Genomic DNA, 21,107 nt, shown 5'->3' with positions numbered 1-21,107 from the left:
ATGGTTCACTTATAGTGTCTGCTTTTTAAAGTTCATCAAACTTGACAACTTGTTCTGTCGGTTGACGATGCTTAGACTCTGTGGGTTGCTCCGATTTCTTTTCGCCCTCTGTTGTCGCATGCCTTTCTATGGGGTTGCCATTCTTGTCGAGGATAATCTCCTCCGTAACAACTTCAAGACTGTCTTTCTGTGTCGTATCTTTCTTTACTGGGGGATAATAGCTTGCACACTCATACATGTCTCGCGTAATTCCTTCGTCGGTTGGCCGAGTGAATTTTCCATGATACTTTTCAAATGCCGGATCGCTGAATACCGATTGCAAGAAGTATCCACAAATGGGGAGCGCCGTCCTTGAGCCTTGGCCCAATGCCCCTGTGCGGAAGTGGATGGAGCGATATTCACCACCGACCCACGCGCCGACTACAAGTTTGGGACTTACACCCATGAACCAGGCATCGGAATGGTTATTAGAGGTTCCGGTCTTTCCACCGAATTCCGTGTCTCTTACATTTCCTATATATCCCCATAAACTTTGTGATGTTCCTCCGGGTTCACGCAAGCCCCCCTGTAATAGCTGCTGCACGAGAAAGGCGCTTTTATATGGGATGGCCTGTTCCGTCGTACTTGGCCCGACAAAGACTTCGTTGCCATCTTTATCCAATATGCGAGTTACCAGAACGGGATCGTGATGCTTTCCGTCGTCAGCAGCAGTGCAATAGGCGTTCACCATCTCAAGAAGATTCACATCACTGGAGCCTAATGCCAGAGACGGAGCATCTTCAAGAGGGCTCTTGATGCCCATTTTGTGTGCCGTCTCGATAATTCGCTTGATACCCATTTCCTGGCCAAGCCTCACGGCTACGGAATTGACACTCCGCGCAAATGCTGATTTCAAAACCATGGAGTCTCCTGTGAAATATCCATTAGCATTGCCAGGAGTCCATTTGGTCATTTCATGTTTCTTCTTGTCGTATACATCCATGGAAATGTATTCGTCTCTACGCTTATCACAAGGGGTCAATCCCTGATTCATGGCTTCGGTGTAGACAAAGAGCTTGAATGTGGAGCCAGGCTGGCGCATGGCTGTGGCTTTGTCATACTTCCAATGCTTGAAGTCGATGTCGCCCACCCATGCTTTCACATGTCCAGTCTGTGATTCCATCGCAACCATCGCACAGTGCATGAAAGTTGTCATGTATTTGATAGAATCCTCGGATGTCATCATCTTTGTGATTTCCCCCTTTTCATAATCAAAGACCTTCACCGGGTGTATCCATTCCTTATAGTAATAGGCCACGGAGTCCGGATTGTTGCGATATTTTGCCAATAAAGCCTTATAGAAAGGTTGTTTTTGGGCAATATCTTGTATAAAATTAGGAATCGCCTGATGGTTCTCGTCCTGCCATGGCTCCTGTCTTAGCCAGTTGGAATCCTGTCTGCGATAAATGCCCCAATGATTATTGAAATTCTGTTGGACTTGCTTCATCTGTTTACGAGCGGCTTCCTCCGCATACTTCTGCATGCGCGTATCGATGGTGGTGTATATCTTCAGTCCGCTACTATATAGATCGTAGCCGTTTTCCTCGCACCAGTCTTTCAGGTAGTCTGCCACGGCCTCACGGAAATACAATGCCTGTCCATCATAGTTGTTTTCAACCGTATAGTCAAGTTTGATAGGTAGTTGACTTAGTCGAGAGTATTCACTCTGATCCAGATCTCCATGAATGAGCATATTATTCAATACCACATTGCGGCGTCTGATACTGTTTTCCGGATGGGTCTTGGGATTATAGTAGGTAGTAGCCTTCAGCATTCCGACCAGTATGGCTGCCTGATCAGTAGTTAAGTCTTTAGGAGAGCAGTTGAAGTATGTCTTTGCGGCAGTCTTAATGCCATATGCGTTAGAACCGAAATCAACCGTGTTGACATACATCGTAATAATCTCCTTCTTGGAAAATACGGTTTCAAGTTTGGTGGCTATAATCCACTCCTTACTTTTCATGATAAGGATTTTGAGACCAGGAATCTTTCCTAAGAGGCCTGTAGAATATTGCGTGCGGACGCGGAACATGTTTTTGGCTAATTGCTGTGTAATGGTCGAGGCACCGCGGCCACCATGATGGAGCAGGGCGTCTTTTGCGGCGGCAAAAAGTCCGATAGGGTCTATTCCCCAATGACTGTAGAATCGTTCATCTTCTGTGTCAATGAGTGCCTTGAAGAATGCAGGATTGACCTCTTCGTAAGTTATGGGGGTGCGATTCTCGTTGAAGTATTTTCCGATCTGTTTGCCATCCGCACTATATATCACTGATGCCTGGGAAGTTTGTGGATCTCTGATTCCGGAAAAATAACCGGGTGATTTACCAAATAGCCAGAACAGGTTCAGATCGACTGCTCCAAGGTAAAGAATAAATAGAACCAATAAGGAAGTCGCCGCCACAATCGTCTTTTTCCACCATGGCGTGTCCTTATAAAGGGCCTTATACCATTTACAGAAAGCCTTGGCCCTGTGTCTGCACCAATTGAAAATATTCTCAATTTTGTTCCACATAATCTATAGTATTACGATACAAAAGTACTAAAATACTTCTATATTTATATCGATGTATCGATATAATTTATAATTTCTTTACTATTCTCGGGATTGAACCATTGAATGCGGTCGTCTTTCTTGAACCATGTAAGTTGCTTACGCATATACCTGCGGCTGTTAGACTGAATCTGTCGGACGGATTCATCTTTGTCGATATTACCGTCAAAGTAATTGAATAATTCTTTGTAACCTACTGTATTCAACGCATTTAATCCTTTCAGAGGATATACATTGCGAGCTTCTTCTTCCAGTCCAATCTGCATCATTTGAAGAACTCGCTTGTTGATTCTTTCATAAAGTTCTTCTCTTGGACGATTCAGCCCAATCTTTAAAATCTTGAACGGGCGTTCTTTTTGAGAGTTTGTTCGAAAAAAAGAATAAGTCTTTCCCGTCATATGGCAGATTTCAAGAGCATGTACAATGCGTCGGGGATTGTTCTTATCTACAATCTCATAATGTTCCGGATCAAGCATCCTGAGTTCTTCGGCTAATGCCGGAAGTCCTTCCTGGGCCAATCTGTCTGTCATTAACCGTCTGGTCTCCTCGTCCACAGTCGGTATGTCATCAATGCCATTACATACAGCATCGATATACATCATGCTGCCGCCGCTCATTAAGGCAATGTCTGAAGTTTGGAACAGATGATTTTGTAATAGACACATTACCTCGTTTTCAAATTTTGAGGCGCTGTAATAGTCTTGTATGTGGTGGCTGCCTACAAAATAATGGGCAACGCGCCGTTGTTGTTCTGGGGTTGGTGCGGCGGTACCGATAGGCAGTTCTGTGAAAATCTGCCGAGAGTCTGCATTTATAATAGGTGTTTTTAGATGTTCTGCAATTTGCAGGCAGAGGTCAGTTTTGCCGACACCTGTTGGTCCGAGAACAACAACGAGTGTTTTCATTTATCTGATGATGCCTCGCTTTGAAGAAGAGACAAAGTCGATGATGTATTGAATTTCCGGGATGATATCAACATTCTTTTTGATTTCTTCAACACCTTCTTTCAATATTCCTTTAGAATAAAGCAGACGGTAAGCCTCATGAATCTTGTCAATCAGTTCATTACTGAATCCGTGTCGACGGAGACCAATAATATTGATGCCTGCATAACGGGTTGGCTCCTTTCCCGCAATGACATAAGGAGGAATGTCCAGAGAGAAGCGGCAGCCCCCTTGGATCATTACATATCCGCCAATGCGGCAGAATTGATGGCAGAGGACCACGGCACTGACAATCGCATTATCGTCAATGGTTATCTCTCCCGCGAATTTGGTGGAATTGCCAATGATGCAATTATCTCCTAAAACACAATCGTGAGCGAGATGCATGTTCTCCATGAGAAGATTGTTATTGCCAACCTTCGTGGTTCCAGCAGATGCCGTTCCTCTGGAGATGGTTACATTTTCACGGATACTATTATGATTGCCGATTTCGCACAATGTTTCTTCACCCTTGAACTTCAAGTCTTGGGGTTTGGTGGAAATGCTTGCACCTGGGAAAAACTCGTTGTTGTCGCCAATGCGTGCGCCGTAATTAATGGTAACGCTGTTCCGCATTACATTATTATCTCCAATAATAGTATTACGGTCGATAAAGCAGAATGGGCCAATAACATTGTTATTCCCTAACTCTGCTTCCGGATGCACATACGCCAACGGACTGACTTGATTCATATCTTATAAGTTTTATCTGTTCTTTATGATCTGAGCCGTGAAAGTGGCTTCCGCTACGACATTGTCTCCAACAAACATATATCCTTTCATGGAACTAATCCCATGGCGGACAGGATGAAGCAGTTCGACTCTGAATAGAAGGGTATCTCCCGGAATCACTTTTTGGCGGAATTTGACATCATCGATGGCAAGGAAATAAGTAGACCACCTCTCGGGCTCTTCAACCTGATTTAATACAAGGAGCCCACCACATTGAGACATCGCCTCAACCATAAGTACACCTGGCATTACAGGTTCTTGTGGGAAATGCCCTTGAAAGAAGGGCTCATTGGCTGTTACATTCTTGACACCAACAATACTTGTAGGGCCAATGGCAATAACCTTATCGACCAATTGCATGGGATAGCGATGGGGAAGAAGCTCGCGAATACGGTTATTATCCATGATTGGGATTTCTGTCGGATCATAAATTGGAGCCTGAACTTCATGCTTTCTAATTTCCTTGCGCATTAAGCGGGCAAACTTATTGTTTACCGTGTGTCCTGGTCTGGTGGCAATAATGCGTCCCTTGATAGGTTTTCCAATCAAGGCCATGTCTCCAATGATATCGAGGAGTTTGTGGCGGGTACACTCATTCTCCCACATCAAAGGCTTATGTTGAATATATCCAATCTTTTTAGCATTCATGCGTGGCACCTTCAAAATATCGGCAAGTTTATCAAGGCTTTCTTGTGTTACCTCGCGTTCATAGATGACAATGGCATTGTCCAAGTCGCCTCCCTTGATGAGATTGGCCTCAAGGAGAGGGACAATATCGCGCACAAATACGAAAGTACGAGCAGGAGCGATTTCTCTTGCAAAATTATCGATATTGTCGAGTGTCGCAAACTGGCTGTTGATAAACTTGGATTGAAACGAGCACATAGCCGTAATGCTGAACTGCTCGTCTGGCAAGATGGTGATGCATGACCCGGTCTTGTCATCTTTAAATTCAATTTTTCTGCGAATGATATAATAATCCTTCGGCGCATTCTGCTCGACAGTTCCCACTTCATTGATTTTGTCTACATACATGATGGACGAACCGTCGAGGATGGGGAATTCGGGGCCATTTACTTGTATAAGGCAATTGTCGATACCCATTGCATAAAGGGCGGCCATACCGTGCTCAATAGTGCCTATACGAACTTCCCCGCTTGTTATTACTGTTCCACGCTGCGTTTCCGTCACTTTTTCGGCCAGAGCCTTGATGACGGGCTGTCCGTCAAGGTCAATACGCTGAATCTGATAGCCGGTATTCTCTGGAGCTGGATTGAAAGTTACCGTAAGGTTCAAGCCTGTATGCAGCCCCTTGCCGTATAAGGAGAAACTGCCTTTCAGGGTTTTCTGCTTTTCTGCGTCCATCTTTTATATTTTATTTTTTAGTTCAAATTTATTGATTTCGTAGATAGTGGCTTTTCAACTTCTTCTTATCATATAGCTTTTATGTAGCTTTAAGCTTTTCTTTAGAAAATTTCTGTAGTTTTCTACCTTAGATATTTGGAATCTATTTCCGTTTTTTGAGCTCTCCAACCTCTTTCTGAAGTTCATTGAGCTGTTTATAAATCTCTGGTAATCTTTGGAATATGGCCTGAGATCTAAAGTAGTTTCTTGGCTCAAAAGGAGGAGTGCCGATAAGTGTCTGGTCTTTCTTGAGATTTCCAGGGACACCTGACTGGGCACCCAAGAACACTTTATCGCCAATCTCAATGTGCCCAGCAATGCCTACTTGCCCACCAAACATGCACCATTTTCCAATTTTGGTTGAACCGGCAATGCCAACCTGAGAACTCATAACCGTGTTCTCGCCAATATCCGTGTTATGGGCGATTTGCACAAGGTTATCAAGCTTGACTCCCTTGCGGATAAAAGTGGAACCCATTGTGGAGCGGTCTATACAGGTATTCGCGCCAATTTCTACATTGTCTTCAATGGTAACAATACCAATCTGCGGGATTTTATCGTAGTCTTCGCCGTTAGGAGCAAAACCGAAACCATCAGCCCCAATAACGCTTCCAGAGTGGACAATCACATTGTTTCCTAGGATGCAGTCGTGATAGATGCTGGCATTAGGATAGATAATACAATTCTCCCCAATCTTCGATCCTTCCATAATTGTAACATGTGGATACACCTGCGTGCCGCTTCCTATCTCAGCTCCATCACCGATATAGGCAAATGCTCCGATATATACATCCTTTCCAATCTTGGCTTTTGACGAGATAAATGCCAACGAGTCTACTCCTTGTTTCTTGGGCCTCATACTGTCATAAAGTTGCAGGAGCTTAGCCACACAGTCGCGAGCATTCTTTACCCGAATGAGAGTTGGCTTAACAGGAAACTCAATTTCAATCAATTCGTCAACAAGAACGATAGAGGATTCCGTGTTCTTAAGATAATGGGCATATTTGGCATTAGCAAGGAATGAAATCGCCCCTTTTTTCCCTTCTTCTATTTTCGTAAATGTGTTAATAGAGACATTTTCATCGCCAATTATCGTGCCTTGTACAAATTGAGCTATCTGTTTTGCTGAAAATTCCATATTATCTTATATCAATTGATTTCTTTTGCAAATATAACAAATTTATTTTAGAATCTCTGATAGCAGAGATAATATTTCCGTATTTGTTTGGAAAGAAGGGCTACATTCAAGATTTCCGAAGCGTCGGTGATATCTTCTGTCGTACCATCTTTGTGAAGTATGGAGATATGGTCATCATTAATATTATACATATCCTTTTGGATCGTGTTTACGCTCATAAGATATCTGGCGTCTTCAAATGATACTCCTGCCTTTTCACTTAGTTGCTTTTGAATGGCTTTGATTTTCTCTTTAGAAAGAGGATCCTCATGGATTTCTACCTTAAAGATATTTCTATTAATTAAGTCTTTTGACAAGGTGGAAAGAATCTTATCATCATGATTCATCCAAGTTTTAACCGAACTCCAGATATCATTGTCGTCAAGAAGCTCATAGTTTAGAAGTGCTTCTTCATGTGAGATGAAAAAATCTTTGTCTATGTCGTTATATAAGAAATAATGGAGAGCCGGAGTCGCAAAAAGCTCTTTTCCCTGAGAGGCTAACTCTTTTGCCCGTAGTAAAACATTGACAAGTATTTTTTCATAGGCAACTGTTGCTTTATGGAGATAAACTTGCCAATACATCAAACGGCGGGTAGTTAAATAATTTTCAATGGAATAGATACCCTTATATTCTACAACGAGATTGTCGTCTACAACATTGAGCATCTTGATGATCCTGGCAGAACCTATATTACCTTCTGTAACACCGGTAAAGAAACTATCACGACGCAGATAGTCCAGTCTGTCCATGTCTAATTGTGAACTGATCAATTGATGTAAAAAGCGTTTAGGGTATTCATCTTTAAAGATACTGATAGCTAAATTTAAGGCTCCTTTCATCTCTTGATTGATCTTGTCCATCATCATCAATGAAATCTCTTCATGCGAGACATCTCGGATCAGGGTATTTTCTAATACATGGGAGAACGGTCCATGACCGATATCATGCATGAGGATGGCAGCTTGAATGGCTTCTGCCTCGCTATCAAAGATGAAAATACCTTTCTGACGAAGCGACACTATAGCCTCGCTCATCAGATGAAAGGATCCCAATGAGTGCTGAAATCGGGTATGTTGTGCTCCTGGATATACGACACTTGCAAGGCCTAACTGCTTGATACGGGTCAGCCTTTGTGTCAGAGGATGTTTTACAATATCGAGCAACAAACCTCTTGGAACCTTTATAAACCCAAAGACAGGGTCGCTTATTATCTTATTATCGTTCAATTTTGTCGAGCTCTATTGCCATTTGGACTTGCAGTTCTTTTGCTTTTTGAGCAACAACCTCTGCGAAATCTTCGTTTTTGCTTGCATAGATGATTCCTCTTGAGGAATTTACGAGTAATCCACAGTCTTTAATCATGCCATATTTACATACTTCCTGAAGGCTTCCACCCTGTGCACCGATACCTGGAACCAACAAAAAATTATTTGGGGCAATTCTGCGAACATCTTCAAACATTCTTCCTTGAGTGGCACCTACTACATACATTAAGTTATTGTCATTTCCCCATTTCTGACTTTTTGTGATGACTTTTTCGAAAAGTCTTTGACCATTTTTATCTTCTGTTAGCTGGAAGTCCAATGATCCTTTATTGGAGGTTAAGGCCAAGAGAATAACCCACTTATTTTTATACTCCAGAAAAGGTTTGACGCTGTCTTCGCCCATGTATGGAGCAATGGTAAGCGCATCCAGATTATATTCTTCAAAAAAAGTTTTTGCATACATAAAGGATGTGTTGCCAATATCGCCACGTTTGGCATCTGCAATGATGAGGTGGGTAGGGTAGAACTTTTTCAAATATTCAATAGTTTGCTCAAATGCTGCAATGCCTTTCCTTCCCTGGCTCTCATAAAAAGCAAGATTGGGCTTATAGGCTACGCAATATGGAGCCGTTGCATCAATAATAGATTTATTGAACAAGAAAATCGGATCGTCATTGGCCCTTAAAAATTCTGGGATTTTCTGAATATCAGAATCTAATCCAACACATAGGAAAGATTTTCTTTCGAATATTTGTTTTGTAAGTTCTTGTCTTGTCATTTGATAGCATGAGTTTTATTTATAATTCTGATTCTTTAAGTTTCTCTGCATTTTCTGCTACCGTAAGGGCATCAATCATATCTTGAATATCTCCATTTAAAAAGCCACTAAGGTCATGGGTTGTATATCCAATTCTATGATCGGTAACTCGACCTTGCGGAAAATTATATGTGCGGATTTTGGCACTACGATCTCCAGTGGAGACAAGGCTCTTTCGCCGGCTAGAGATGTCATCAACATATTTTTGATGTTCGTGGTCATAAATATATGTATAGAGACGACTCAGCGCACGCTCTTTATTCTTGGGTTGATCGCGAGTTTCTGTGCATTCTATCAGGATCTCTTCCACTTCTCCTGTATTAGGGTTTTTCCATGGATAGCGAAGACGAACACCGGATTCCACCTTATTTACATTCTGACCTCCGGCGCCACTTGAGCGGAAAGTATCCCATTTGATATCTCCCTCATTGATGTGAACCTCAAATTTGTCAGCTTCCGGTAATACAGCAACCGTAGCGGCAGATGTATGCATGCGCCCTTGGGTCTCTGTAGCAGGAACTCTTTGTACACGATGCACTCCCGATTCGTATTTTAAGACGCCGTACACATTATCTCCGCTTACGGCAAAATCGATTTCCTTAAATCCACCGACAGCTCCCTCGGAAGCATCGGTAACGCTGACTAGCCACCCTTTTGAGTCGCAGAATTTCTTGTACATATTGAACAAATCACCAGCAAAAAGAGCAGCTTCGTCTCCTCCTGTTCCTGCACGGATTTCCATCTGTACATTCTTGGCATCTTCAGGATCTTTAGGCACCAGTGCAATTTTTATTTCTTCTTCAAGCTTGGGTTGCAAGGCTTCGCTTTCAGATAGCTCGTCTCGTGCCATTTCCCTCATGTCAGGATCATTTTCGTTTGCAAGAATATCTTTTGCTTCCTTTATGGAATTTAGGCATGCTATATAGCGCCGACGAGCATCCATGATGTCTTCTAAGTCTTTATATTCTTTCGTAAGCTTTACATATCGTTGTTGATCCGCAATAACAGCCGGATCCGTGATTAGTGTTGATACTTCTTCGTAACGACTTTCCAGGCCGTCTAGTTTTCCCAGAATATTGTTGTTGTCTGCCATAATCAGTCTTCTTACCTTTTAATAAAAGAATTCTCCAAACTCAGATTTTATGGTTAAGCTTCGTTTTCCTTCTTCGATATGTCCTATGATTTGGGCATCAACATTGAAGCTTTTGCTGATTGCGATTACTTGTTCTGCGATTTCAGGGCGTACATAGATTTCCATGCGGTGTCCCATGTTAAATACTTGATACATTTCCTTCCAATCGGTTCCGCTGCAATCATGAATTATCTTGAAAAGGGGAGGAATGGGAAATAAGTTATCTTTCACGACCTTACAATTTTCATTAACGAAGTGTAGAACCTTTGTCTGTGCACCACCCGTACAGTGCACCATTCCGTGAATTTGGGGTCTAAGTTCGTCCAGTAAGTTCTTAATAATCGGGGCGTATGTACGAGTAGGAGAGAGTACAAGTTGGCCTGCATTAACGGCAACCCCCTCAATCGTATCGGTCAGATGGTATTTCCCACTATAGACAAGTTTGTTCGGAACCGCATGGTCGAAACTTTCTGGAAACTTTTCTACCAAATATTTAGCAAAGACATCATGACGGGCACTAGTAAGCCCGTTGCTGCCCATTCCGCCATTGTATCGTTTTTCATAGGTGGCCTGTCCCGTAGAACTTAACCCCACTATGACATCTCCAGGTTTGATATTCGCATTGTTAATGACATTTGAGCGTTTCATTCGGCATGTAACCGTGGAATCAACTATGATCGTTCGAACCAAATCACCCACATCTGCAGTTTCTCCACCAGTAGGGTAAATGCCGACACCCATATTATGCATTTCTGCAAGGAACTCATCAGTGCCATTGATGATGGCGGATATGACTTCTCCGGGTATCAGCATCTTGTTGCGACCGATAGTACTTGAAACGAGGATATTGTCGACCGCACCCACGCAGAGCAGGTCGTCAGTGTTCATCACTATGGCATCCTGGGCAATACCTTGCCATACATCGAGATCTCCGGTCTCTTTCCAATACATGTAAGCAAGAGAAGATTTCGTTCCTGCACCATCAGCATGCATAATATTGCAGTAAGTCTCGTCTCCCCCCAGAATGTCTGGGATGATTTTGCAAAAAGCTTGTGGATACAAACCTTTGTCTATATTCTTAATGGCATTGTGCACATCCTCTTTTGCAGCACTGACGCCACGCATCATATAACGATTATCCATTATCCTTAAATTATTGTAATCTTTCTTTTCCGTTCCAGAACTCCCACGAGGCAAAGGCCTGCAATAAGAGCATCTCCAATCCATTGATGATAGTAGCCCCTCTCTCTTTACCTCGCTTCAGAAATGAAGTCTCGTCTGGATTATATATAAGGTCGTAAAGTAGTGTATGTGTATCCATTGCTTCATATGGAAGTTTTGGGCATTCGTCTGCATGGGGATACATGCCAACTGGGGTGCAGTTGACGATGACTCTATATTCCCTTATGAGCTCAGGAGTAAGCTCTTCATAAGTAATGGCGTTTTTCTTTTTAGTCCTGCTTACGAAAAGAGTCTCAAGCCCCAGAGACCTCAAGCCGTAATCAATAGCTTTCGACGCGCCTCCTGTGCCCAGAATTAAAGCCTTTTTGTGTGCAGGTTCTAAAGCTGCTTCGATACTTTTGGTGAATCCTATGACATCACTATTATATCCTTTTAACTCTGTTTTCCGACCTTTATGCGTTACTTTAATGACATTTACGGCACCAATAGCCTTGGCTTCGGGACTGATAGAATCAAGGTATTTCATGACTTGTTCCTTGTAAGGAATTGTTACATTCAGACCTTTGAGACTCGGATTTAGATCTAGAACTTCTTTTAAATCTTCAATCTTGGGAATTTCAAAATTCTCATATCTTGCATCAATACCTTCATTTTGAAACTTCTCGTTAAAATAGCTAATCGAAAACGAGTGCCCTAAAGGGTAGCCTATCAGTCCATATTTATCCATAATTAATTTTAATAATTATATTTACTTTGATGCAAGATATATCGTACAGATGCCAAAGGTATGGCGCTTAAAGGTCGTCTTACTAAAGCCGGCTTTCTTCAGTATCACCATCATGTTTTCCCCTTGCGGAAATGCTTCGACAGACTTGGTCAGATATTCGTAAGCAGCCCTGTCTTTGCTAATCAGACTACCGTATGTAGGAAGGATATAGTGTGAATAAAACCGGAATAACTGCTTCATGGGAAACGAAATCGGAGTTGTAAGCTCCGCGATGCAGAGATGCCCGTTGGATTTTAAAACTCTGTATATTTCCGATAGGCCTTTATCAAGACATTGGAAATTCCGGATACCAAATGCTGCAGTAACAGCATCAAATGTGTTATCTTTAAACGACATATTCATACAATCCTCCATCTTGAAGCCGATCAAATTCTCTAATCCTGCTTTTCTGACTTTCTCGACACCAATTTTCATCATTTCCTCAGATATGTCAGCACCCATAAGCCGTACAGGCTGAAGCATTTGTGCGGCAAGGATAGCAAAATCTCCAGTTCCTGTGGCTATATCTAATATATATTTAGGCTTAAATGGCATGAGTTGCTTGATAGCAGCTTTTCTCCACACTTTGTCTATATTCCATGAAAGGCGGTGGTTCAAGGTATCATAAGTAGAGGCAATGTTGTTGAATAATTGTTCCACTAATTCTCCCTTTTCTCCATCTCCGTCATAAGGCTTGACATTTTCTTGCTTATACATGATGCATAAAAGTGAAAGTCTATCTTCTTGTTTTTAAGTATTCACATACATTCCTTTCAATGCGCCCGGCAATATCACCCTCTTTTTCAATCGATTTATTAAAACTTTCGCCGGTAATATGCTCATAGAGTTCGATATATCTTTGGGATACACTTTCTGCATATTGATCGGTAATTTCGGGCATTTTTTGTCCCGGTTCATTCATGAAGTTGTTTTCTATGAGCCATTGGCGAACAAATTCCTTTGAAAGTTGTTTCTGTGGTTCTCCCTTTTTAAATTTCTCGTCATATCCATCTGCATAAAAATAGCGACTCGAATCTGGAGTATGGATTTCGTCGATAAGGTATATCTTTCCGCTTCGTTTGCCAAACTCATATTTCGTGTCGACAAGGATAAGACCACGCTTAGCCGCGATTTCCTGTCCACGGGCAAACAACTTGCGAGTATAGTCTTCAATCACGGCATAGTCTTCTGCAGAAACAAGCCCTTGGCTGATGATTTCTTCTCTGGAAATATTCAGGTCATGTCCCTCGTCAGCTTTTGTAGTAGGGGTAATGATGGGTTTTGGGAATTTCTGATTCTCACGCATTCCGTCGGGAAGTTTTACCCCACATAGTTCTCGGCATCCTTCTTTGTATGCTCTCCATGCGCTGCCAGTGAGAATAGACCGAATAATCATTTCGACACGGAATCCCTCACATTTTAACCCAACAGTAACCATCGGGTCGGGAGTTGCGAGTTTCCAGTTAGGGCATATATCGCTGGTTGCATCCAGAAATTTTGCGGCAATCTGATTCAAGACTTGTCCTTTAAAGGGGATGCCTTTGGGCAGAATTACATCAAATGCGGAAATTCTGTCCGTGGCAACCATTACCATAAGTTCGTCATTAATGTTATATACATCGCGAACTTTACCATGATAAACGCTCTTCTGACCCTCAAAATGGAAGTCGGTTCTTGTTAATGCTTTCATTGCTTTTGTGTATAATTTAGTCCTTAAATTCCAATTCCTTTTCATTGTTCCGCTTTTTGTCGTAAGCCTCATAGGCGTTGACAATGCGAGTAACCAGCTTATGCCTGACGATATCTTTTTTGTTCAGCTCAACAACCGAAATCCCCTCAATTCCAGACAGGATTTTAAGGGCTTCTTTCAAACCACTCTTCTGTTCATGGGGCAGATCTATCTGGGTCATGTCGCCGGTAATAATCATTTTCGTGTTCCACCCCATTCGTGTAAGAAACATGCGGATTTGCGCCGGCGTCGTATTCTGCGCTTCGTCAAGGATTACCACTGCATCACTCAAGGTTCTTCCCCGCATGAATGCCAAAGGGGCAATTTGAATGATATGTTTGTCCATCATGTCTTGAAGCTTCACGGCGGGAATCAAATCTTCTAACGCATCATATAGTGGCTGCAGATACGGGTCAATCTTGTCTTTCATGTCGCCGGGAAGAAATCCCAGCTTCTCACCGGCTTCTACTGCCGGTCGGGAAAGAATAATCTTTTTTGCCGTCTTTTCCTTTAGTGCCTTTACCGCAAGTGCAATGCTCAAATAGGTTTTACCCGTGCCGGCAGGTCCGACGGCAAATATCATGTCGTCTTTCTCAAAGGAGTCTATCAGTTTCTGCTGATTCTCGGAACGACTCTTGATAGGTCTTCCCGATATCGAATAGACTAAGACGCCTTTTATGGAGTCGGCCTTGGTCTTTTTCCCCTTGATAATATCGAGGATGTCTTCATCGTCTAAGGAATTGTATTTCAAGACATGCTGGCGCAGGCTTTCCACATCATCCTCTATCTTTGAGATTTCTTCTTCGTCTCCGATAATGCGCATGACATTGTCGCGAGCAACGATACGAAGTTTGGGAAACAAGGATTTCAACATTTGAAGATGCCCGTTATTTACTCCATAGAACACTATGGGATCAATATCTTCAAGTATTAAATGCTTCTCTATCATATATTGCTTTTCCGCCTCACTTCCTTGGGAAATCAACATTCCCTGAACTAAGTTCAGCGAATCTTATTTTTGTGCAAATTTACAAAAATATTACGAGACAAGATAAGAAACTCTTAACTTTTTATTAACTTTGTCGCAATTTTAGATGAATTTCGAAAAATGAAGATAAGTAAGACGAGATATTTGCAAGGTTTTGGCATTGTTGTTGTTATTCTGGGAATGGTGCGGTGTATATATCCGGGAATAACAGGTGCCGATCTCAAAACAACTGATATAACTAACATTCCCGTTGATTCAGACTCCATTGCCGCCTCAATAGGAGATGTGCCCGCAACAACTCAAGATATTGCAGAATCTGTTATCCCTTCGAAAAGGATAGAGAACCGGTCGAGGTTCTTCAAGGCAGATGGGAGCTTGGCAAAAAACCGCATTTACAGCGTCCCTCACTTTGACTCTACCTTTCCTGATCAGAATGATGTGCAGTTGGCAGCTGCCCGGAAATTAGGAGTAAAACCTGTCAAGGATAGGGCGGAGGCAGAGAGGCGGAAGGCGGAACTTGTGTATATAGGCTCTAATCCATATTTTTATGTCGACAAGTTGCGCAATTCGATACCTTATCTCGTTCCTCGGGCATCGGTTCTGCTGCAGGATATTGGGCGCAGCTTCTATGATAGCCTGGTGGTGAAGGGCGTTCCCCTGCATAAGATTGTGATAACCAGTGTGCTCCGCAGCCAGAATGATGTGGCCAACCTGCGTGCTCGGAATGGTAACGCAACGCAAAACAGCTGCCATCAGTATGGCACCACTTTTGATATTGCCTATAATCGATATAAAACAGTAGAGGCGCCCGGGGAGTCTCGGCGCGAGGTGCGTAATGATACCTTAAAGTGGATTTTCAGCGAGGTTCTTCGCGACATGCATGAGTCGGGAAGATGTTACATCAAATACGAAGTTCGCCAAGGGTGTTTTCATATCACGGTAAGGTAAACTTCAAAACGGCCTGCCCGGAGGAGGAAACTTGTTTCCCTATTTTGGCGCAATTCTTATCTTGAATTCTTTTCCCGCATAAAGAACAGATCCGTCAGCACCATAGAAGTGTTCTCGTGCAATCCATTGCTGTTTCTCTATAACCGCGTTGGGATTCAGACACTTATGAGCTTTTCTTACACAGAAGCATTCGTTGCCCTTCAATGTGCCTTTCTCAATCGAGTATCCCGAACCGATCTCTTTGATTCTTCGGGTCAGCGGGTTTATCATATACAACTTCTGGCCATCGACTGCATAGGTCTTGCTCAGAGAACCGCGGTCAATGCTCACGAAAAGGAGTTTGCTCTTGTGGATAAGGTAACAGTCGAGAATCTTCAGATAACTTTCCGGAAAGTCCACCTCCTCGTTCTTGTTTCTTATCACATCCAGGCAATAGAGGCGGTGGTCGAGAATGTAATAGAGACAGTGGCGAGCGTTATCCGTGTATTTTGCCACCACTTTTATGCTCGTAGGTAGACGCTTGATAGCGGCCCTGACGCGGTCGGCAACCGGAGTCTGCGCATTTGCCGCAGCAGCCAGAAACATTGCGAACAGGCCTGTAATTATGACTCTCTTGACTCTCATATCGGCTGCAAATGTAATAAAAATAATTGATATTTCAAAATATGGATTTGTGGACTGCTTGTTCCGGACCTATTCCGAACCTATTCCTATTTATTATAAATCGCACGAATCCCGTATCTTCTTTCTGAAAAAATGAGTATATTTGTCCCGAATTTCAAATTTAAGAAACAAATGGAAGTCGTTGCGGCAATCATTCAGAAAGGCTGTCGCTATTTTGCCACACAGCGAGGACACGGCGAATGGAAAGGTTGGTGGGATTTTCCTGGCGGCAAGATAGAGGCTGGAGAAACTCCGGAAATCGCCTTGAAAAGGGAGATAAAGGAGGAATTGGATGTGGAAATCTCCATAAATGGGTTTCTTGCGACCATAGACATGGATTATCCCAAGTTTCATTTGAAGATACATTATTACCTGTGCTCTTTACATAAGGGAGAACCGAAATTGCTGGAGGCGGAAAATGCCAGATGGCTGTTATTAGATGAATTGGGAGAATTAAAGTGGCTTCCAGCTGATAAGGCTATAATTGAAAGACTTGAGGCAAGGCGTGGAAATGCTGTCATTTTGTAAATTAAATTCGCATTTTTCGCTGCTTCCAAACAATTCTTTTCCGACGCTAAACAGCTAACATCTGTGGGCAAAGATGCCATTTTGGAGAGCCTTTTTTCTCGATGGAATGGTGAAAAACGGCTGCCGGGTGTTCTTCTAACGGCATTTTGGATTGCTATTTGCAGTCTCCGGCAATGCAAAAAGCCGCTAAAAGGAAACTAAAAAGCGGCCTTTTGCATCATTCAAAGTTCTCATTCGTCACTTGGTATTTGTGCAAAACATTGGGAATCAGATCCTTATATTTTCCTCGTTTTTAGGCCCGTTTTGTGAGCAATCATAGTGTTGGCTCTTAAAACAAGGCTTTATTTTAGCATGTTTGTCAATATTTATGGAGTGTTTATTTCTCTTTTGCCTTGCTACAAGGATGTATTCAGGACTCCTCGGAACTTTTTTCTACTGCGCCGTATTGCGCGTGCGAACATAAAAAATAAGTTTTAGAATTTGGTGGAGCACCAAAAATATACTATCTTTGCACGACAAATTTGATAAAAAATAAAAGTTAGAGTATAAAATGGCAAAAAAGTTTGCAGAGCACACCGGCATGAATTTGGTGGAGACCAATCAGAAAGTGCTGGCAGAGTGGGAGAGGAACGATATCTTCCATAAGAGTATTGATGAACGCGAGGGATGTCCGGAATTTGTTTTCTTCGAGGGACCTCCTTCGGCAAACGGCCATCCGGGTATTCACCATGTGCTCGCCCGCAGCATCAAAGACACATTCAACCGCTATAAGACCATGCGCGGCATGCAGGTGCATCGCAAGGCCGGATGGGATACACACGGCCTCCCCGTGGAGCTGGGTGTAGAGAAAGAGCTCGGAATAACTAAGAAAGATATTGATAACGAGAAGTCGGACAAGTATATCTCGACCGAGGAGTATAACCGGAGATGTCGGGAGAATGTGATGAAATTCACGGCAGAATGGCGCCAACTGACAGAGGAGATGGGCTATTTTATCGACCTTGACCATCCGTATATCACATACGACAATAAGTATATAGAAACTTTATGGTGGCTTCTGAAACAGCTCTACAATAAAGGGCTGCTATATAAGGGCTACACCATTCAGCCTTATTCTCCGGCAGCAGGTACAGGTCTGAGCTCCCATGAACTGAATCAGCCGGGCTGTTATCGGGATGTCAAGGATACCACTGTTACGGCGCAGTTCTTGATCAAGGATCCGAAAGAAGAGTGGACGAATTGGGGCAAGCCTTATTTTATCGCCTGGACAACCACTCCATGGACATTGCCGTCAAACACGGCCCTTTGTGTGGGTCCGAAAATTGATTATGTAGCGATAGAGACTTATAATCCTTACTCTGCGGAGAAAATGACCCTCATCATGGCGGAGCCTTTGATAAATGCCTATCTGAAGCCGGAAGGAGAGGTTACGGATGGTGGTGAACTGCCGGAATATGTGCATGGCGACAAGTATGTACCATTTAAGGTGATAGACCGCATGAAAGGTGCTGATTTGGAAGGATATCATTATCGACAACTGATGCCATGGGTTAAGCCGTGCGAAAAACTTGATGATTTTGCGGCTCCCTTCGTGAGTTCGTATGCAGTGGCCCATCCCGAGAGAGTCTTTGTAGCGGCAAATGGCCGCGACAAGTTTGTCGAGATGGAGAGTGAGGCTTTCCGTGTTATCCTCGGCGACTATGTAACTACCGAGGATGGTACTGGCATTGTGCATATTGCCCCTACATTCGGTGCCGATGACGCAAAAGTTGCCAGAGACGCAAATATACCGGCCCTGTATCTTGTCAACAAGAAAGGGGAGACTCGCCCCATGGTTGATCTTCAGGGCAAATACTATGTCCTGGATGAACTTGACGAGAATTTTACGAAGGCTTGTGTCGATGTTCGTGCATATGCTCATCATGCGGGCGATTATGTGAAGAATGCTTATGCGCCGGAGTTCAATCCGAACGGAGTGTGGGACAAGAAGGCAAGCGAGAGGGCCGAAGACCTGAACATTGTCATTTGCATGGAAATGAAGCAGGAGGGAACCGCGTTCAAGATAGAGAAACATGTGCATAACTATCCGCATTGCTGGCGCACGGATAAGCCCATTCTTTATTATCCTTTGGACAGTTGGTTTATTAAGGATACTCAGTGCAAGGTGCGAATGGTAGAACTTAACAAGACCATTAACTGGCAGCCGGAGTCAACGGGAACGGGGCGCTTTGGTAACTGGCTTGAAAATCTAAATGACTGGAATTTGAGCCGCTCGCGTTTCTGGGGAACCCCATTGCCCATCTGGCGTGATGATAACCGTCATGAGAAATGCATAGGCTCCGTGGAAGAACTCTATAATGAAATAGAAAAAGCGGTCGCTGCCGGAGTTATGCAAAGCAATCCGCTGAAAGACAAAGGGTTTGTACCCGGAAATTATTCCCAAGAAAACTACGACAGGATAGACCTTCATCGACCATATATCGACCATATTGTATTGGCAAATGACGAAGGTAAGCCCATGCACCGAGAAAGAGACTTGATTGATGTCTGGTTCGACAGCGGCTCTATGCCTTTCGCCCAGTTGCATTATCCGTTTGAGGGAGAAATGTCAAGAGGTACGGAGACAGACCGACAGAAACTGATTCATTCAGATTATGAGGGAATACCGATTGCTCCGGCTTTCTTCCCGGCTGATTTTATCAATGAGGGAGTAGACCAGACCCGTGGCTGGTTCTTTACGCTGCACGCCATTGCAGCGATGGTTTTTGATTCTGTTTCCTTCAAGAATGTAATCTCGACAGGACTTGTGCTTGATGCCAAGGGAAACAAAATGAGTAAGCATGTAGGGAATGTAACGGATCCGTTTGAGATGATTCATAAGTATGGGGCAGACCCCGTGCGCTTCTATATGATGACAAACTCGGAACCATGGGATAACCTCAAGTTTGACCCGGAAGGCGTTGATGAAGTCCGTCGCAAATTTTTCGGGACGCTTTATAATACATATAGCTTCTTTGCCCTTTATGCCAATGTCGATGGATATGAGCCGGGGAAAGATGTTCTGAAGCCTACCGCGGAAATTGATCGCTGGATTATCTCAAAAGTTAATTCGCTGATTAAGGGTGTAGAAAGGGAGCTTGACAAGTATGATCCTACTCGCGCAGGTCGTCTTATAGAAACATTCGTCAATGACGATCTCAGCAATTGGTATGTTCGCCTTAACCGAAAGCGTTTCTGGGGTAAAGAAATGAGCCGGGACAAACTGGATGCCTATCAGACTCTCTATACCTGCTTAATGGCTGTTTCAAAGTTGATAGCCCCGTTTGCGCCATTCTATGCAGATGAGCTATATCACGACTTGGGAGGTAAGCGGGAGAGTGTGCACCTCGACTTCTTCCCGGAAGTTGACGAGACGGCGATAGATGCAGATCTTGAGGCCCGCATGGATATGGCACAGAAAATCACCTCGATGACATTGGCCCTTCGCCGTAAGGTGAACATCAAGGTTCGTCAACCATTGCAGCAGATTATGATTCCTGCTATCGACGATGAACAGAAGAAACACATAGAGGCTATAAAGGATCTCATCATGAATGAGGTGAATGTGAAGTCCTTGAATTTTGTGGAAGATAGTGGTTTCCTTGTAAAGAAGGTAAAGTGTAATTTCCGTGTAATGGGCAAGAAATTCGGAAAGTTGATGAAGGGTGTGGCAACCCAGATGGACCGCCTGTCTCAAGAAGAGATAAGCTCTCTTGAAGCTACAGGGAAATACACTTTTTCGATTGGAAGTCAGGAGATTACCGTCGACGCAGAGGATGTGGAGATAATCAGTGAAGATATTCCCGGATGGCTTGTTTCCAATGAGGGAAATCTCACAGTTGCATTAGAAGTGGAACTCACAGACGATCTTCGCAAAGAAGGTATGGCTCGTGAGCTAATCAATCGTATTCAGAATATCCGCAAAGAAAGTGGACTTGAAATTACAGACCGTATCAAAATCGTTGTGGCACCAAATGCCGAAACTGACGCTGCAATAGAGGATTATGGGGAGTATATCAAAACTCAAGTTCTTGCGGATGACATTACCATTGCGGAAAACAATGGTGTGGAAACGGATTTTGATGAGTTTAAGCTTAATATTCTGGTGGAGAAGAACTAATCTTCTCTACCTCTTCAATAACTAATTTCAGTCTTAAGCTA

At 43.2% G+C, this 21,107-nt stretch carries 17 protein-coding genes; 3 read left to right on the top strand and 14 right to left on the bottom strand.

The features are described from left to right. Window positions 1-25: 25 nt before the first annotated feature. The 13 genes from C7120_RS10615 to C7120_RS10555 all read right to left on the bottom strand — a co-directional run bounded on the left by C7120_RS10615 (window position 26) and on the right by C7120_RS10555 (window position 14,729). Window positions 26-2,551: a transglycosylase domain-containing protein gene (locus C7120_RS10615; protein WP_107621650.1), complete on the bottom strand. Its 2,526-nt coding sequence runs from the start codon at window positions 2,549-2,551 to the stop codon at window positions 26-28. Window positions 2,552-2,595: 44 nt separating this feature from the next. Further along, a complete protein-coding gene (gene miaA / locus C7120_RS10610; RefSeq protein WP_107621649.1) occupies window positions 2,596-3,495 on the bottom strand; it encodes a tRNA (adenosine(37)-N6)-dimethylallyltransferase MiaA in 900 nt (299 codons plus the stop codon). After that, window positions 3,496-4,266, bottom strand: a complete 771-nt coding sequence (gene lpxA / locus C7120_RS10605) for an acyl-ACP--UDP-N-acetylglucosamine O-acyltransferase (protein ID WP_107621648.1) — start codon at window positions 4,264-4,266, stop codon at window positions 3,496-3,498. Between the two features lie 12 nt (window positions 4,267-4,278). Beyond that, window positions 4,279-5,670 carry a bifunctional UDP-3-O-[3-hydroxymyristoyl] N-acetylglucosamine deacetylase/3-hydroxyacyl-ACP dehydratase gene (locus C7120_RS10600; RefSeq protein ID WP_107621647.1) on the bottom strand — a complete coding sequence of 464 codons (1,392 nt, stop codon included), beginning with the start codon at window positions 5,668-5,670 and terminating at the stop codon, window positions 4,279-4,281. A gap of 142 nt (window positions 5,671-5,812) precedes the next feature. Then, on the bottom strand, window positions 5,813-6,847 hold the full coding sequence (gene lpxD / locus C7120_RS10595; RefSeq protein ID WP_107621646.1) for a UDP-3-O-(3-hydroxymyristoyl)glucosamine N-acyltransferase: 1,035 nt from the start codon (window positions 6,845-6,847) through the stop codon (window positions 5,813-5,815). Window positions 6,848-6,894: 47 nt separating this feature from the next. Then, on the bottom strand, window positions 6,895-8,115 hold the full coding sequence (locus C7120_RS10590; protein ID WP_107621645.1) for an HD domain-containing protein: 1,221 nt from the start codon (window positions 8,113-8,115) through the stop codon (window positions 6,895-6,897). Continuing rightward, window positions 8,105-8,932: an orotidine-5'-phosphate decarboxylase gene (pyrF, locus tag C7120_RS10585; protein WP_107621644.1), complete on the bottom strand. Its 828-nt coding sequence runs from the start codon at window positions 8,930-8,932 to the stop codon at window positions 8,105-8,107. The genes C7120_RS10590 and pyrF overlap by 11 nt, the downstream gene beginning before the upstream one ends. A 19-nt stretch (window positions 8,933-8,951) precedes the next feature. Then, on the bottom strand, window positions 8,952-10,064 hold the full coding sequence (gene prfA, locus C7120_RS10580; protein ID WP_107621643.1) for a peptide chain release factor 1: 1,113 nt from the start codon (window positions 10,062-10,064) through the stop codon (window positions 8,952-8,954). A gap of 18 nt (window positions 10,065-10,082) precedes the next feature. Further along, the gene (locus C7120_RS10575) at window positions 10,083-11,246 is read right to left on the bottom strand and encodes an AIR synthase-related protein (protein ID WP_107621642.1); all 1,164 of its coding nucleotides are present in this window, start codon (window positions 11,244-11,246) and stop codon (window positions 10,083-10,085) included. A 10-nt stretch (window positions 11,247-11,256) separates the two neighbouring features. Continuing rightward, on the bottom strand, window positions 11,257-12,012 hold the full coding sequence (locus C7120_RS10570; RefSeq protein ID WP_107621641.1) for a shikimate dehydrogenase: 756 nt from the start codon (window positions 12,010-12,012) through the stop codon (window positions 11,257-11,259). A gap of 21 nt (window positions 12,013-12,033) precedes the next feature. Then, window positions 12,034-12,768 (bottom strand): bifunctional demethylmenaquinone methyltransferase/2-methoxy-6-polyprenyl-1,4-benzoquinol methylase UbiE, encoded by a 735-nt coding sequence (gene ubiE / locus C7120_RS10565; RefSeq protein WP_107621640.1) that lies wholly within the window; start codon window positions 12,766-12,768, stop codon window positions 12,034-12,036. 19 nt (window positions 12,769-12,787) lie between these two features. Then, window positions 12,788-13,741 (bottom strand): phosphoribosylaminoimidazolesuccinocarboxamide synthase, encoded by a 954-nt coding sequence (locus tag C7120_RS10560; RefSeq protein ID WP_107621937.1) that lies wholly within the window; start codon window positions 13,739-13,741, stop codon window positions 12,788-12,790. 16 nt (window positions 13,742-13,757) lie between these two features. Then, on the bottom strand, window positions 13,758-14,729 hold the full coding sequence (locus C7120_RS10555) for a PhoH family protein (protein WP_107621938.1): 972 nt from the start codon (window positions 14,727-14,729) through the stop codon (window positions 13,758-13,760). A gap of 159 nt (window positions 14,730-14,888) precedes the next feature. On the opposite strand from C7120_RS10555, the gene C7120_RS10550 reads away from it, so the two are divergent. Continuing rightward, window positions 14,889-15,716 carry a DUF5715 family protein gene (locus tag C7120_RS10550; protein WP_107621639.1) on the top strand — a complete coding sequence of 276 codons (828 nt, stop codon included), beginning with the start codon at window positions 14,889-14,891 and terminating at the stop codon, window positions 15,714-15,716. A 39-nt stretch (window positions 15,717-15,755) separates the two neighbouring features. On the opposite strand, the gene C7120_RS10545 is transcribed toward C7120_RS10550, so the two are convergent. After that, entirely contained in the window at window positions 15,756-16,340 is a 585-nt protein-coding gene (locus C7120_RS10545; protein WP_107621638.1) for a hypothetical protein, read from the bottom strand. A 132-nt stretch (window positions 16,341-16,472) separates the two neighbouring features. Here C7120_RS10545 and C7120_RS10540 point away from each other — a divergent pair, with 132 nt between their 5' ends. Beyond that, a complete protein-coding gene (locus C7120_RS10540) occupies window positions 16,473-16,907 on the top strand; it encodes a (deoxy)nucleoside triphosphate pyrophosphohydrolase (RefSeq protein ID WP_107621637.1) in 435 nt (144 codons plus the stop codon). 550 nt (window positions 16,908-17,457) lie between these two features. Continuing rightward, entirely contained in the window at window positions 17,458-21,066 is a 3,609-nt protein-coding gene (gene ileS, locus C7120_RS10535; RefSeq protein WP_107621636.1) for an isoleucine--tRNA ligase, read from the top strand. Window positions 21,067-21,107 lie beyond the last annotated feature (41 nt).

Origin of the sequence: Prevotella sp. oral taxon 376 (genome assembly GCF_003043945.1) — a bacterium.
Taxonomy (GTDB): Bacteria; Bacteroidota; Bacteroidia; order Bacteroidales; family Bacteroidaceae; genus Prevotella.
Note: the sequence above shows the minus strand (reverse complement) of the source record. Positions and strands in the feature narration are given on the sequence as shown.